Genomic DNA, 15,301 nt, shown 5'->3' on the forward strand with positions numbered 1-15,301 from the left:
CCTCCCGGCCCCACCGGGAGGCAGCCGCGCGGCCGCGTACGGGCGAGCGGAGGCCCGTACGCCGGACCCGGCCCCACAATCCGTGGACCGAGGCCGGCTCCCCACCGCCACTCCGGCACGCCCCGAACCACCGCCCTTGGGCGACGCGCCCGAGCCGCGAAGTGCCCCGAACCGCGAAGCCGCCGTCCAGCCGGCGGGCCCGGCGCCCCGTATCCCGGGCCCGCCGGCCCGGCCCGCACGCTCCGTGCCCCGGGCCACCGGCCCGCCGCCCGTCAGCCGATGTCCGGCGGGTCGATGCGGATCCGCACCGTCTCGCCTCCGCCGCTCCCCCCGCGAGCCATCCGGGCCGCCAGCGCGGTCTTCAGTGCCGAGGCCAGCGCCGCTCCGCTTCCGGGCGGCACCCGGATGAGCGCCCGCTCCCACCGCTCCCCGGGCGGCGGCCCCCCGGTCCGCCGCGGGCGCCCGGCCTCGGCAACCGGGACGGGCACGGGGCCGAGCACCTCGGCGTCCGGCGGGAGACCGGCCCCCGCGAGGAAGCCGGTGACCACCCCGGCCGGTCCCGACACCGCCGCCATCCGCGACACCGGCGGAAACCCCAGCTCGGCCCGCTCGGCCAGCTCCCGCACCGCGTGCCCGACGGGGTCCCACCGCACGAGCGCCTGCACGGGCCGCAGCGTCGGCTCGGCGACGACCACCACGGTCCCGCCCGCCGACTGCGGCCGGACGAGCGCGCCCGCACCGATCCACCGCCGCAGCGCCTCCTCGCCCGCCCGCAGATCCGGCCGCCCGAGCATGGCCCATCCGTCCAGCAGCAGCGCGGCCGCGTAGCCGCCCTCGGCGACCGGCTCGGCGCCCGGAGTGCTGACGACCAGAGCGGGGACGTCCGGGACCGTGTCCAGCACCTGCTCACGCCCGGACGTCCGTACCGGAACGGCCGGAAACGCGCGCCCCAGCTCCTCGGCGGTCCGCCGGGCGCCCACCACCTGCGCACGCAGCCGGAAGCCGCCGCACTCGGGACAGTGCCAGGCGCTCTCCTCCCGCCCGCACCAGCCGCACCGCAGCTCCCCGGCGTCCTGGGCGGCAAGCGGCCCGGCGCAGCGCCGGCAGCGGGCGGGCGCGCGGCAGTGGGCACAGGCCAGCCGGGGGACATATCCCCGCCGGGGCACCTGCACCAGCACGGGGCCGTGCCGCAGCCCCTCACGTACGACCTCCCACGCCAGCGTCGGCAGCCGGGCCGCCCGCGCCGCCTCGTCCCGCGCGAGATCCCCGTCCCCCACGGTCCGCACGAGCGGCGCGGCGGCTCGCACCCGTTCACGGTCGGCGGCCAGCGGAGTCGCCCAGCCGCTCTCGACCAGCTGCGCGGCCTCGACGGTGCAGCTCCACCCCCCGAGCAGAAAAGCACACTTGTCACGCGAGGCCCGCAGCTCCAGGACCTCGCGCACATGCGGGAACGGGGCGTGGTCATCGCTGTGGCCGGCGTCCCCGTCGTCCCAGACGACGACGAGGCCGAGATCGCGGACCGGTGCGAACATGGCGGCCCGTGTCCCGACGACGGCCCGCACGGCCCCACGCCGTATCGCGAGCCACTCCCGGTACCGCCGCTCCGGCCCGGCGTCGGCGGTCAGGAGCGCGTGCTGCCCCTCCCCCATCAGCGCCCTCAGCGCGGCATCGACCCGAGCGGCGGGCCGCCCCGCCGGCACCACGACCAACGCGCCCCGGCCCGAGGCGAGCGTGGCCTGCACGGCCCGGCCGATCTCCTCCGCCCACTGTGGTCCGGGCAGAGCGGTCCACACGGCCCGCGGCGCACCGCCGGAGGCCAGGGACCGCACGAACTCCGGCCCCCGCCCATACCGCCGCCAGGAGCCGGGATCCGGCGCGGCGGGAGGCGAGGGCGGCGGACCCGTCTCGGTGGCCTCGGCCCGGGCATGCCGCGGCGGCACGGCGAGCTGGAGCACATCGGCGAGACTGCCCGCGTACCGGTCCGCGACGGCGCGGGCGAGATCCAGCAGCTCGGGCGAGAGAACGGGCTCGGGCGACACGACCTGGGCCAGCGCCGCGAGGGGCCCGGCGTAGTCGGACTCGGCCACCCGCTCGACGAGGAACCCGTCGATGAGCCCTCCGCCCTCGCGCCGCCCCTCGCGCACCGTCCGCCCACCGGCCCCGAACCGCACCCGGACCCGGACGCCGGGCCGCGCCACGGCGTCCAGCTCCTCCGGCACGGCATAGTCGAAGTACCGGTCCAGATGCAGCACGCCCTTGTCGACCAGGACGCGCGCGACGGGCAGCTCCTTGGCGAGCGCGGCCCCTCGCCAGGTCCGCGGCTTGGCCCGGGGCGTCCTGGCCTGGCGCACGGCCTCACGGATCAGGGCAAGCTGCTCGGGCGGCCCGGCATCCTCCCCGCCCGCTCCGTGCTGCTGCCCGTTCCCGCTGCTCACGCTTGCATTCTTACCAAACCGCACTGACACCGCCGCGCGGGCCGCGGGCCGCCCCCGGCCCCCGGGCCCGCCGGTGACGCGCCGAGGCCCGGCTCCCTCGAAGGGCGCCGGGCCTCCTGCACGAGTGGGGAAGGGCTACAGCCCTGCCGCCGCGCGGAGCGCCTCCACGCGGTCGGTGCGCTCCCAGGTGAAGTCGGGCAGCTCGCGGCCGAAGTGGCCGTAGGCGGCGGTCTGCGCATAGATCGGGCGGAGCAGGTCCAGGTCACGGATGATCGCGGCCGGGCGGAGGTCGAAGACCTCGGCGATCGCGTGCTCGATCTTCTCGGCGTCGACCTTGGCCGTGCCGAAGGTCTCCACGAACAGACCGACCGGCTCGGCCTTGCCGATCGCGTACGCGACCTGCACCTCGCAGCGGGAGGCCAGGCCCGCCGCCACGACGTTCTTGGCGACCCAGCGCATCGCGTACGCCGCCGAGCGGTCCACCTTGGACGGGTCCTTGCCGGAGAACGCGCCGCCGCCGTGCCGCGCCATGCCGCCGTAGGTGTCGATGATGATCTTCCGGCCGGTCAGGCCCGCGTCACCCATCGGACCGCCGATCTCGAACCGGCCGGTGGGGTTGACCAGCAGGCGGTAGCCGTCCGTCTCCAGCTTGATGCCCTCGTCCAGCAGGGCCTTCAGCTCCGGCTCGACCACGAACTCGCGGATGTCGGGGGCGAGCAGCGAGTCGAGGTCGATGTCGCTCGCGTGCTGCGAGGAGATGACGACCGTGTCCAGGCGGACCGCCTTGTCACCGTCGTACTCGATGGTGACCTGGGTCTTGCCGTCCGGACGCAGGTAGGGGATGGTGCCGTTCTTGCGGACGTCGGACAGCCGCTTGGACAGGCGGTGCGCCAGGAAGATGGGCAGCGGCATCAGCGTCGGGGTCTCGTCGCTCGCGTAGCCGAACATCAGGCCCTGGTCGCCCGCGCCCTGGCGGTCCAGCTCGTCGTCGTCGCCCTCGACACGGGTCTCGTACGCCGCGTCCACACCCTGCGCGATGTCCGGGGACTGTGCGCCGATCGACACCGAGACACCGCAGGAGGCGCCGTCGAAGCCCTTCTTCGACGAGTCGTAGCCGATCTCGAGGATCTTGTTGCGCACCAGCGTCGCGATGTCCGCGTACGTCTTGGTCGTGACCTCGCCGGCCACGTGCACCAGACCGGTCGTGATCAGCGTCTCCACGGCGACCCGGGACGTCGGGTCCTCACGCAGAAGCGCGTCGAGAATGGTGTCACTGATCTGGTCAGCGATCTTGTCGGGGTGACCCTCGGTCACGGACTCCGAGGTGAACAGGCGACGGGACACAACGCTCCCTGGGGTTGCAGCGGCTGCTGGCTGATCATGGGCGGACGGGACGGGGGCTGCGCCCGGCGTCGTCCGAGAACAGTTTATCGGTCGCGCTCGACCACCGGCCCACCTGTCTCGCCTCTCGGGAGCCCTGTGACCTGCGGCACGGGCATTCTGCCCAATGCCACACGCTCTTTTCCAGGGTCGCCACGCGCGAATGTGCCGAGGCCCGAGCGGGTCTCCAGCGGAAGGAGCGATTCAGGACAGGCGCGGCACCACGAGGTCCCACACCGTCTCGGCGAGTGCCTCCTTGGGGCCGTACGGCACCGGGGTCTCAGTGCCGTCGGCCCCCAGCACCACTGCCTCGTTCTCCTCGGCGCCGAAGGTCTTGCGCTCCCCCACCTCGTTGACCACGAGCAGGTCGCAGCCTTTGCGCTCCAGCTTGGCGCGGCCGTTGACCAGCACGTTGTCCGTCTCGGCGGCGAAGCCGACGATCACCTGGCCGGGATGGGCCCGGTCGGCCGAGATCTCGGCGAGGATGTCCGGATTCCTCACCAGGACGATGGGCTCGGGATCCTGGCCGTCCTTCTTCTTGATCTTCCCGGAGGCGTAGACCGCCGGCCGGAAGTCCGCGACCGCGGCCGCCATGACCACCGCGTCCGCGTCCGCGGCCGCCTTCAGCACCGCCTCGCGCAACTGCACGGCCGTGCCCACCCGCACGACGTCCACTCCGGCCGGGTCGGGAAGGCCCGTGTTCGCGGCGACCAGGGTGACGCGGGCGCCGCGGGCGGCGGCCGTGCGCGCCAGGGCGTAGCCCTGCTTGCCGGAGGAGCGGTTGCCCAGGAAGCGGACGGGGTCGAGGGGCTCGCGGGTGCCGCCGGCGGTGACGACGACATGCCGGTTCCTGAGGTCCGGCTCGGTCACGCCCCCGGCCAGCACCCGGCGGCAGACCTCGAAGATCTCGGCCGGGTCGGGCAGGCGCCCCTTGCCGGTGTCGACGCCGGTGAGCCGGCCGACCGCCGGTTCGATGACGACCGCGCCGCGGCGGCGCAGCGTCGCCACGTTCTCCTGGGTCGCGGGGTGCTCCCACATCTCCGTGTGCATCGCGGGGGCGAAGACGACCGGGCAGCGGGCGGTGAGGAGGGTGTTGGTCAGCAGGTCGTCGGCGAGGCCGTGGGCCGCCTTGGCGAGGGTGTCGGCCGTCGCGGGGGCCACGACGACCAGATCGGCGTGCTGGCCGATGCGGACGTGGGGCACCTCGTGGACGTCGTCCCAGACCTCGGTGGAGACGGGGTTGCCGGAGAGCGCCGACCAGGTCGCCGCGCCGACGAAGTGCAGCGCGGAGGCGGTCGGCACGACGCGTACGTCATGCCCGGACTCGGTCAGTCTGCGCAGCAGCTCGCAGGCCTTGTAGGCGGCGATGCCACCGCTGACTCCCAGAACGACCTTCGGCTTGTCCACCGTCTCTCCCCGGACTCGGATCCGTACATCCCCATGCTGCATCACCGCGGAGGCCGTCCCCCGCGCTCCCCCGAGCAGACCACAGGCCCGGCAGGAGTGCTGCCGGGCCTGTGGAAAAACCTGTCGCGGTATGGCGATATGACATACCGCACGTCCGGTTACTGCGCCGGGCCCTCGACGGCCTCGGAGGTCAGCAGACCGGCGTTGATCTCGCGCAGCGCGATCGAGAGCGGCTTCTCGTGGACGTGGGTGTCGACGAGGGGACCGACGTACTCGAGGAGGCCCTCACCGAGCTGCGAGTAGTACGCGTTGATCTGGCGGGCCCGCTTGGCCGCGTAGATCACGAGGCTGTACTTCGAGTCGGTGGCCTCGAGGAGCTCGTCGATCGGCGGGTTGATGATGCCCTCGGGCGCGGTGATGGAAGAGGACACGCTCTGCCTTCCGAAAGATGGGGAAAGATCAGACCTGATCACACAACCCTGATCACACAACGTTTATCAAGGTTAGCAGCTCGCGCGCCACATCCTCGACCGAGGTGTTGACCAGGGTCTCGTCGAACTCGGGCTCCGCCGCCAGTTCGATCGTGGCCGCCTTCAGACGGCGCTCGATCACCTCGGGCGGCTCGGTCCCGCGTCCGGTGAGCCTGCGCACCAGCTCCTCCCAGGAGGGCGGAGCCAGGAACACGAGCTGCGCCTCGGGCATGGACTCCCGGACCTGCCGGGCGCCCTGGAGGTCGATCTCCAGCAGCACCGGCACACCGGACTCCAGGTGCTCCAGTACGGCGGCCCGCGGCGTGCCGTAGCGGTTGCCGGCGAACTCGGCCCACTCCAGCAGCTCGCCGTTGGCGATCAGCTTGTCCATCTCGTCGTCGGTGACGAAGAAGTAGTGGACCCCGTGCCGCTCACCCGGGCGAGGCTTGCGGGTCGTCGCCGACACCGAGAGCCAGACCTCGGGATGTTCCTTGCGCATATGGGCGACGACCGTGCTCTTGCCGACCCCCGAGGGGCCGGAGAGCACGGTCAGCCGCGGACGTTCACTCATGCAGCGATTATTCCAGCAATCCCGGAGTGCACCGGACTCAGCTGGCGGTGCCGCCGAACTCGCGCTCCAGGGAGGCGATCTGGTTGGAACCGAGGCCACGCACTCGGCGGCTCTCGGAGATCCCGAGTCGCTCCATGATCTGCTTGGCGCGGACCTTGCCCACGCCCGGGAGGGACTCGAGGAGGGCGGAGACCTTCATCTTGCCGATGACGTCGTTTTCCTGGCCCTGCTTGATGACCTCGTGCAGGGAGGCGCCGGAATGCTTGAGTCGATTCTTGACCTCGGCCCGCTCCCGGCGAGCCGCGGCGGCCTTTTCGAGCGCGGCTGCGCGCTGTTCAGGGGTAAGGGGCGGAAGAGCCACGCCTACGTCACCTCGGATGTCGAACTGTCGGATACGGACCGGTGAGGAACCTAGTCGCCCCACACCTGGGGAGCCACGAGCAACACGCTTGCCCGTTCTCTCGTCGGAGACTAGCGGGCAAGTCCGCCAGAGTCAGCGAGAACAGCGGAAAAGTCCTGGTCAGCCTCTCTCGAGTCGGACTTTTCGGACATACTGCCCCGGATTTGAGGATGTATTCAGACTCAGGCGGCTCCGCGGACCCACCCCGGAGGACCCCGGCGGAGGCCCGGGAACGTCTAGCCGGCCGCCACCGCGACCCGGATCTCCTCCGCGAAGCGTTCCGCGGCGTCACGGAGCGCGACCGCGTCGGGACCGTGCCGCAACACGCCCCGGCTCACATTCGGCACGACGTTGCGCACGGCCTTGCCGAAGACCCGGGGAAGGTCGGCGGGGGTGGCTCCCTGGGCTCCGATGCCCGGCGCGAGGAGGGGGCCGCCCATGTCGAGGTCGTACGACGACAGATCGCCGAGCGTGGCGCCCACGACGGCGCCGAAGGAGCCCAGGGGCTCCGCTCCCGCGTTCTCGGCCGCGAGGTGGGCGAGCATCGTCGCGCCCACGTTCCGGCCGTCGGAGCGCACCGCGTGCTGCACCTCGCCGCCCTCGGGGTTCGAGGTCAGCGCGAGCACGAAGAGCCCGGCGCCGCTCTCGCGCGCGAGGTCCACGGCAGGCTTGAGCGAGCCGTAGCCCAGATACGGCGAGACGGTCAGCGCGTCGGAGAACAGCGGGGCGTCCTTGCGGAGGAAGGACTCGGCGTACGCGGCCATGGTCGAGCCGATGTCGCCGCGCTTGGCGTCCATGACGACCAGCGCCCCGGCCGCCCGCGCCTCCTCGACCGCCTTCTCCAGGACGGCGATCCCACGCGAGCCGAAGCGCTCGAAGAACGCGCTCTGCGGCTTGAGGACGGCGACGCGGTCGGCCATCGCCTCCACGACCGTCCGGCTGAACCGCTCCAGTCCCGCCACATCGTCGTCGAGGCCCCACTCGGCCAGCAGCGAGGCGTGCGGGTCGATGCCGACGCACAGCGGGCCCCGCTCGTCCATGGCGCGGCGCAGACGCGTGCCGAAGGGTTCTCCGGAAAGCCGCAGCGGCTCGGAGGGCCTCGTTGAGGGGTGGTGGTAGGGCGACGGGTGGGCTGTCATGCGGATTTCCTCACATCGGCGCCGACGGCGTCGGCGAGGGTGGCGTACGGGCTCGTGCGCAGGCGCGCCGCGAGCCCCTTGTGGAGGGCGCGGCCCCAGAAGGGCCCCTCGTAGATGAACGCGCTGTAGCCCTGCACCAGCGTGGCACCGGCCAGAATGCGCTGCCAGGCGTCCTCTGCGCTCTCGATGCCGCCGACGCCCACCAGGGTGATGCGGTCGCCCACGCGCGCGTACAGGCGGCGCAGCACCTCCAGGGAGCGTGATTTGAGCGGTGCGCCGGACAGCCCGCCGGTCTCCTTCACGAGCGAGGGGTCGGAGGTCAGTCCGAGCCCCTCGCGCGCGATGGTGGTGTTGGTGGCGATGATCCCGTCCAGGCCCAGTTCCACGGCGAGGTCGGCCACGGCGTCCACGTCCTCGTCGGCGAGGTCCGGGGCGATCTTCACCAGCAGCGGGACGCGCCGGGTGGTGACCGTACGGTCGGCGGCCTCGCGGACGGCGCTCAGCAGCGGCCGCAGCGCCTCGGTCGCCTGGAGGTTGCGCAGCCCCGGGGTGTTCGGCGAGGAGACGTTGACGACCAGGTAGTCGGCGTACGGGGCGAGCCGCTCGGCCGACTTCACATAGTCCGCGACGGCCTCCGTCTCCGGTACGGCCTTGGTCTTGCCGATGTTGACGCCCACGACGGTCCGGAAGACGGGCGTACGCGAGGCCAGACGGGCGGCGACGGCCAGGGAGCCCTCGTTGTTGAAGCCCATGCGGTTGATCAGCGCCCGGTCGTCGACGAGCCGGAACAGCCGCTTCCTGGGGTTGCCGGGCTGCGGTTCCCCGGTGACCGTGCCGATCTCGACGTGGTCGAAGCCCATCATCGCCATGCCGTCGACGGCGAGGGCGTTCTTGTCGAAGCCGGCGGCGAGCCCGATCGGGCCGTGCATGCGCAGCCCGAACGCCTCCGTGCGCAGCTCCTTGTACCGGGGCGCGAGAAGGGCGGCGGCGAAGGTGCGCAGCACGGGGATGCGCACCGCGCGGCGGATCCAGCGGAAGGCCAGGTGGTGGGCCTGCTCCGGGTCCATCCGGGAGAAAACCAGACGGAAGAAAAGCTTGTACATGTCCCTGTGTCCTCACGAAGAGGGGGACACCGTTTCCGATGTCCCCCTCAAGGGCTGTCAGTCGCGGGCCGCGGTCAGGTGTTCCGCGTGTTCCTGGAGCGAGCGGACGCTCACCTCGCCGCGGTTGAGGGCGTCGATGCCCTGGACGGCGGCCGCGAGCGCCTGGACCGTCGTCAGGCAGGGCACGGAGCGGGCCACCGCGGCCGTGCGGATCTCGTAGCCGTCGAGGCGGCCCCCGGTGCCGTAGGGAGTGTTGACGATGAGGTCGACCTCGCCGTCGTGGATGAGCTGGACGATGGTCTTCTCGCCGAGCGGTCCGGTGCCCTCGGACTGCTTGCGCACCACGGTGACGTTGATGCCGTTGCGCTTGAGCACCTCGGCCGTACCGGAGGTGGCGAGCAGCTCGAAGCCGTGGGCGACCAGCTCCCGCGCCGGGAAGATCATCGACCGCTTGTCCCGGTTGGCGACCGAGATGAAGGCGCGGCCCTTGGTCGGCAGCGGGCCGTAGGCACCCGCCTGCGACTTCGCGTACGCCGTGCCGAAGACGGAGTCGATGCCCATGACCTCACCGGTGGAGCGCATCTCCGGGCCGAGGACCGTGTCCACGCCCCGCCCGTGGATGTCGCGGAACCGCGACCACGGCAGCACGGCCTCCTTGACCGAGATCGGCGCGTCCAGCGGCAGCTCGCCGCCGTCGCCGTTCCTCGGCAGCAGGCCCTCCTCGCGCAGCTGCGCGACGGTGGCGCCGAGCGAGATCCGGGCGGCGGCCTTGGCCAGAGGCACCGCGGTCGCCTTCGAGGTGAAGGGAACCGTGCGGGAGGCCCGCGGGTTGGCCTCGAGGACGTAGAGGATGTCACCCGCCATCGCGAACTGGATGTTGATCAGTCCGCGCACCCCGACACCCCGGGCGATGGCCTCCGTGGAGGCGCGCAGCCGCTTGATGTCGAAGCCGCCCAGCGTGATCGGGGGCAGTGCGCACGCCGAGTCGCCGGAGTGGATGCCGGCCTCCTCGATGTGCTCCATCACACCACCGAGGTACAGCTCCTCACCGTCGTACAGGGCGTCGACGTCGATCTCGATCGCGTCGTCGAGGAAGCGGTCGACGAGCACCGGCCGGGAGGGGCTGATCTCGGTCGACTCCGCGATGTACGTCGCGAGCCGGGTCTCGTCGTAGACGATCTCCATACCGCGTCCGCCGAGGACGTACGAGGGCCGGACGAGCACCGGGTAGCCGATCTCGTCCGCGATCGCCTTGGCCTCGTCGAACGTGGTGGCCGTGCCGTGCTTGGGCGCCGGCAGCCCGGCCTCCGCGAGCACGCGTCCGAACGCGCCGCGGTCCTCGGCGGCGTGGATGGCCTCGGGCGAGGTCCCCACGATCGGCACGCCGTTGTCCTTCAGCGCCTGCGCCAGGCCCAGCGGGGTCTGGCCGCCGAGCTGCACCACGACGCCCGCGACCGGGCCGGCCTGCTGCTCGGCGTGGACGATCTCCAGCACGTCCTCGAGCGTCAGCGGCTCGAAGTACAGGCGGTCGGAGGTGTCGTAGTCCGTGGAGACGGTCTCGGGGTTGCAGTTGACCATCACGGTCTCGTACCCGGCGTCGCTGAGCGCGAAGGACGCGTGGACGCAGGAGTAGTCGAACTCGATGCCCTGGCCGATGCGGTTGGGGCCGGAGCCCAGGATGATGACCGCGGGCTTCTCGCGCGGCGCGACCTCGCTCTCCTCGTCGTAGGAGGAGTAGAAGTACGGCGTCTTCGCGGCGAACTCGGCGGCGCAGGTGTCCACCGTCTTGTAGACCGGGCGCACGCCCAGGGCGTGCCGGACCTCGCGCACGACGTCCTCGCGCAGGCCCCGGATCTCGGCGATCTGCTGGTCGGAGAAACCGTGTCGCTTGGCCTCGGCGAGCAGCTCGGCGTCCAGGCGCTCGGCGGCGGCCAGCTCGTCCGCGATCTCCTTGATGAGGAAGAGCTGGTCGACGAACCAGGGGTCGATCCTGGTGGACTCGAAGACCTCCTCCTGGGTGGCGCCCGCGCGGATGGCCTCCATGACGGTGTTGATGCGGCCGTCCGTGGGGCGGGCGGCCTCGCGCAGCAGCGTCGCCTTGTCGCCGGTCTCGCCCACGAAGGTGAACTGGCTGCCCTTCTTCTCCAGGGAGCGCAGCGCCTTCTGGAACGCCTCGGTGAAGTTGCGGCCGATCGCCATCGCCTCGCCGACCGACTTCATGGTCGTGGTCAGCGTGCTGTCGGCGGACGGGAACTTCTCGAAGGCGAAACGGGGCGCCTTGACGACCACGTAGTCGAGGGTCGGCTCGAAGGAGGCCGGGGTCTCCTGGGTGATGTCGTTCGGGATCTCGTCGAGGGTGTAGCCCACGGCGAGCTTGGCGGCGATCTTGGCGATGGGGAAACCGGTGGCCTTGGAGGCGAGGGCGGACGAGCGCGAGACGCGCGGGTTCATCTCGATGACGATCACACGACCGTCCTCGGGGTTGACCGCGAACTGGATGTTGCAGCCGCCGGTGTCCACGCCGACCTCGCGGATCACGGCGATGCCGATGTCGCGCAGGATCTGGTACTCGCGGTCGGTCAGGGTCATCGCCGGGGCGACGGTGATCGAGTCACCGGTGTGCACGCCCATCGGGTCGAAGTTCTCGATGGAGCAGACGACCACGACGTTGTCGTGCTTGTCGCGCATCAGCTCCAGCTCGTACTCCTTCCAGCCGAGGATGGACTCCTCCAGGAGCACCTCGGTGGTCGGCGAGAGGGTCAGGCCCTGGCCGGCGATGCGGCGCAGCTCGTCCTCGTCGTGCGCGAAGCCGGATCCGGCGCCGCCCATGGTGAAGGAGGGGCGGACGACGACCGGGTAGCCGCCGAGCCGCTCGACGCCGGCGAGCACCTCGTCCATGGTGTGGCAGATCACCGACCGGGCGGACTCACCGTGCCCGGTCTTCCGCCGGACCGCCTCCACGACCTCCTTGAACCGCTCACGGTCCTCGCCCTTGTGGATGGCCTCGACATTGGCGCCGATCAGCTCGACGCCGTACTTGTCCAGGACGCCGTTCTCGTGCAGCGAGATGGCGGTGTTGAGGGCCGTCTGACCGCCCAGGGTGGGCAGCAGGGCGTCGGGGCGCTCCCTGGCGATGATCTTCTCGACGAAGTCCGGGGTGATCGGCTCGACGTAGGTGGCGTCGGCGATCTCCGGGTCGGTCATGATCGTCGCCGGGTTCGAGTTCACCAGAATGACCCGCAGGCCCTCGGACTTCAGGACCCGGCAGGCCTGGGTGCCGGAGTAGTCGAACTCGGCGGCCTGGCCGATGACGATCGGGCCGGAGCCGATGACCAGGACGGACTGGATATCGGTGCGCTTAGGCACGCTGGCCCTCCATCAGGGATACGAAGCGGTCGAACAGGTAGGCGGCGTCGTGCGGTCCTGCGGCGGCTTCGGGGTGGTACTGGACGCTGAAGGCCGGCTGGTCGAGCAGGTGGAGGCCCTCCACCACGTCGTCGTTGAGGCAGACGTGGGAGACCTCGGCGCGGCCGTAGGGGGTGTCGGACACCTTGTCGAGCGGGGCGTCGACCGCGAAGCCGTGATTGTGCGCGGTGACCTCGACCTTGCCGGTCGTACGGTCCTGCACCGGCTGGTTGATGCCGCGGTGGCCGTACTTCAGCTTGTAGGTGCCGAAGCCGAGCGCACGGCCGAGGATCTGGTTGCCGAAGCAGATGCCGAACAGGGGCGTCCTGCGCTCCAGGACGCTCTGCATGACGGAGACGGCGTGGTCGGCGGTGGCGGGGTCGCCGGGGCCGTTGGAGAAGAACACGCCGTCCGGCTGCACGGCGTACACGTCCTCGGCGGTCGCCGTCGCGGGCAGCACATGCACCTCGATGCCGCGCTCGGCCATGCGGTGCGGGGTCATGCCCTTGATGCCGAGGTCGATCGCGGCGACGGTGAACCGCTTCTCGCCGATCGCGGGGACGACGTAGGCCTCCTTGGTGGCGACCTCGGCGGAGAGGTCCGCGCCCACCATCTCGGGGGCCTGGCGGACCTCGGCGAGCATGGTGCCCTCGTCGGGCAGCGCGTGGCCGGAGAAGATGCCGACCCGCATGGCGCCGCGCTCGCGCAGATGGCGGGTGAGCGCGCGGGTGTCGATGCCGGAGATGCCGACGACGCCCTGGTGGCGCAGCTCCTCGTCCAGCGGGCGCTTGGAGCGCCAGTTGGAGGGCACGCGCGCGGGGTCGCGTACGACATAGCCCGCGACCCAGATCCGCTGCGACTCGGGGTCCTCGTCGTTGACCCCGGTGTTGCCGACGTGGGGGGCGGTCATCACGACGACCTGGCGGTGGTACGACGGGTCGGTGAGGGTCTCCTGGTAGCCGGTCATGCCGGTGGAGAACACGGCCTCGCCGAAGGTCACCCCCACGGCCCCGTAGGCACGGCCGCGGAAGATCCGGCCGTCCTCCAGGACGAGTACGGCGGGAGCCTTGGAGGCCCCCCTGGTGGAGGTCGTCATCGTGCGCCTTCCGTCTTGTCGATCATGTGGTTCAGGGTGTCGACCCAGTCGTTGTGCTCGGCCGCGTGGTCGGAGCGGAAACCGGAGTCGAGCAGTTTGCCGCCGTGCTCCCAGGTCACGACGAGGAGTCCGCCCTCGCTGAGGACCTTGCCCGCGATGCCCTTGTCGAGCCGGGCCTCGCGCAGCTGCCCGGCGGGTACGAAGAAGTCGGTCGCGCCGGGGCGTACGACGTCGAGTCCGGCGTCCGTCAGCGTGAGCTCGACCCGGCTGCGGGTACCCAGGCCATGGGCCACGATGCGGTCCAGCCACTGTCCGGCGGTCGTGGTGCCGTGGTAGCGGCCGGTCATGCTCAGTTTCGCCGGGCCGGGCTCCTCGGGCATTCCGGACTGCGGCGGCTTGCCGCCTCCGTCGAGGGTGGTGGGCGACGGGCGGGCGGGCAGCTCCGGCAGGTCGCCCTGGAGCGTGCCGCGCCACTTCCAGCCCTCGCGCATCAGCCAGTAGACGAGGGCGACGAACAGGGCGAGCCCCACGAGCCAGCCGATCCGAGCGGCCCAGTCGGTCACTTCCGCCGATTTCTTCTCGGCGGCCAGCAGGATTTCAGGAGTCACGCGAGCTTCCCGTCCACGAGGGTGGCCTTGCCCCGGAGCCACGTGTGGGTGATGCGGCCCGGCAGCTCACGGCCCTCGTACGGAGTGTTGCGGCTGCGCGAGGCGAAGCCCGCGGGGTCCACCAGGCCACGGTATGCGGTGTCGACGAGGGTGAGGTTGGCGGGCTCGCCTGCCGAGACGGGGCGGCCGTGGCCCGTGGCCCCGCCGATCCTCGCGGGCTTGAGGGACATGCGGTCGGCGACCCCCGCCCAGTCGAGCAGCCCGGTGTCGACCATCGTCTGCTGCACCACGGACAGCGCCGTCTCCAGGCCCACCATCCCCATCGCGGCGGCGGCCCACTCGCAGTCCTTGTCCTCATGTGGGTGGGGGGCGTGGTCGGTGGCGACGATGTCGATCGTGCCGTCGGCGAGGGCCTCGCGCAGCGCCATGACGTCGCGCTCGGTGCGCAGCGGCGGGTTCACCTTGTAGACCGGGTTGTAGCTGCGCACCAGCTCGTCCGTGAGGAGCAGGTGGTGGGGGGTGACCTCGGCGGTGACCTGGATGCCGCGGGACTTGGCCCAGCGCACGATCTCGACGGATCCGGCGGTGGACAGATGGCAGATGTGCACCCGCGAGCCGACGTGCTCGGCGAGCAGCACGTCCCGGGCGATGATCGACTCCTCGGCGACCGCGGGCCAGCCGCCGAGCCCCAGCTCCGCGGAGACGACGCCCTCGTTCATCTGGGCGCCCTCGGTCAGCCGCGGCTCCTGCGCGTGCTGGGCGACCACACCGCCGAAGGCCTTCACATACTCCAGCGCCCGGCGCATGATCACCGCGTCGTCGACGCACTTGCCGTCGTCGGAGAAGACGGTGACACCGGCCGCCGACTCGTGCATGGCGCCCAGCTCGGCGAGCTTCTTTCCCTCCAGGCCGACGGTGACGGCACCGACGGGGTGGACATCGCAGTAGCCGTGCTCCCGGCCGAGGCGCCACACCTGCTCGACGACGCCGGCGGTGTCGGCGACCGGGAAGGTGTTGGCCATGGCGAACACGGCCGTGTAACCGCCGCTCGCGGCGGCCCGGGTTCCGGTGAGGACGGTCTCGGAGTCCTCGCGGCCGGGCTCACGGAGGTGCGTGTGCAGATCGACGAGGCCCGGAAGCAGCACCTTGCCGTCGGCCTCGACGATCTGTGCGCCCTCGGCGGACAGCCCCGCGCCCACCGCCTCGATGACCTCGCCGTCGATCAGGACGTCCTGCGGCTCACCGCCGAGCACCTTCGCACCACGGATCAGGATCTTGCTCATCTGT

At 71.6% G+C, this 15,301-nt stretch carries 12 protein-coding genes; all 12 read right to left on the bottom strand.

What is annotated here, in order from left to right; translation table 11 throughout:
• Nucleotides 1-272: 272 nt before the first annotated feature.
• The 12 genes from ACIP94_RS20420 to ACIP94_RS20475 all read right to left on the bottom strand — a co-directional run bounded on the left by ACIP94_RS20420 (nucleotide 273) and on the right by ACIP94_RS20475 (nucleotide 15,297).
• Nucleotides 273-2,435, bottom strand: a complete 2,163-nt coding sequence (locus ACIP94_RS20420; protein WP_402427162.1) for a primosomal protein N' — start codon at nucleotides 2,433-2,435, stop codon at nucleotides 273-275.
• Between the two features lie 135 nt (nucleotides 2,436-2,570).
• Complete coding sequence (gene metK / locus ACIP94_RS20425) at nucleotides 2,571-3,779, bottom strand: methionine adenosyltransferase (RefSeq protein WP_402427164.1); 1,209 nt, start codon at nucleotides 3,777-3,779, stop codon at nucleotides 2,571-2,573.
• A 240-nt stretch (nucleotides 3,780-4,019) separates the two neighbouring features.
• Nucleotides 4,020-5,222 (bottom strand): bifunctional phosphopantothenoylcysteine decarboxylase/phosphopantothenate--cysteine ligase CoaBC, encoded by a 1,203-nt coding sequence (gene coaBC, locus ACIP94_RS20430; RefSeq protein ID WP_402427167.1) that lies wholly within the window; start codon nucleotides 5,220-5,222, stop codon nucleotides 4,020-4,022.
• A 158-nt stretch (nucleotides 5,223-5,380) separates the two neighbouring features.
• A complete protein-coding gene (gene rpoZ, locus ACIP94_RS20435; protein ID WP_003982715.1) occupies nucleotides 5,381-5,653 on the bottom strand; it encodes a DNA-directed RNA polymerase subunit omega in 273 nt (90 codons plus the stop codon).
• 52 nt (nucleotides 5,654-5,705) lie between these two features.
• Nucleotides 5,706-6,263: a guanylate kinase gene (gene gmk, locus ACIP94_RS20440; protein ID WP_402427171.1), complete on the bottom strand. Its 558-nt coding sequence runs from the start codon at nucleotides 6,261-6,263 to the stop codon at nucleotides 5,706-5,708.
• A 37-nt stretch (nucleotides 6,264-6,300) separates the two neighbouring features.
• Nucleotides 6,301-6,624: an integration host factor gene (locus ACIP94_RS20445; protein WP_103844829.1), complete on the bottom strand. Its 324-nt coding sequence runs from the start codon at nucleotides 6,622-6,624 to the stop codon at nucleotides 6,301-6,303.
• 275 nt (nucleotides 6,625-6,899) lie between these two features.
• The gene (gene pyrF, locus ACIP94_RS20450) at nucleotides 6,900-7,802 is read right to left on the bottom strand and encodes an orotidine-5'-phosphate decarboxylase (protein WP_402427174.1); all 903 of its coding nucleotides are present in this window, start codon (nucleotides 7,800-7,802) and stop codon (nucleotides 6,900-6,902) included.
• Nucleotides 7,799-8,905, bottom strand: a complete 1,107-nt coding sequence (locus ACIP94_RS20455; RefSeq protein ID WP_402427177.1) for a quinone-dependent dihydroorotate dehydrogenase — start codon at nucleotides 8,903-8,905, stop codon at nucleotides 7,799-7,801. Before ACIP94_RS20455 ends, pyrF begins: the two co-directional genes overlap by 4 nt.
• 57 nt (nucleotides 8,906-8,962) lie before the next feature.
• Nucleotides 8,963-12,271 carry a carbamoyl-phosphate synthase large subunit gene (gene carB, locus ACIP94_RS20460; RefSeq protein WP_402427180.1) on the bottom strand — a complete coding sequence of 1,103 codons (3,309 nt, stop codon included), beginning with the start codon at nucleotides 12,269-12,271 and terminating at the stop codon, nucleotides 8,963-8,965.
• Nucleotides 12,264-13,406 (bottom strand): glutamine-hydrolyzing carbamoyl-phosphate synthase small subunit, encoded by a 1,143-nt coding sequence (carA, locus tag ACIP94_RS20465; RefSeq protein ID WP_402427183.1) that lies wholly within the window; start codon nucleotides 13,404-13,406, stop codon nucleotides 12,264-12,266. The genes carB and carA overlap by 8 nt, the downstream gene beginning before the upstream one ends.
• Nucleotides 13,403-14,014 carry a hypothetical protein gene (locus ACIP94_RS20470; protein ID WP_402427186.1) on the bottom strand — a complete coding sequence of 204 codons (612 nt, stop codon included), beginning with the start codon at nucleotides 14,012-14,014 and terminating at the stop codon, nucleotides 13,403-13,405. Before ACIP94_RS20470 ends, carA begins: the two co-directional genes overlap by 4 nt.
• Nucleotides 14,011-15,297: a dihydroorotase gene (locus ACIP94_RS20475; protein WP_402427189.1), complete on the bottom strand. Its 1,287-nt coding sequence runs from the start codon at nucleotides 15,295-15,297 to the stop codon at nucleotides 14,011-14,013. Before ACIP94_RS20475 ends, ACIP94_RS20470 begins: the two co-directional genes overlap by 4 nt.
• Nucleotides 15,298-15,301 lie beyond the last annotated feature (4 nt).

Origin of the sequence: Streptomyces sp. NPDC093261 (assembly GCF_044753645.1) — a bacterium.
Taxonomy (GTDB): Bacteria; Actinomycetota; Actinomycetes; order Streptomycetales; family Streptomycetaceae; genus Streptomyces.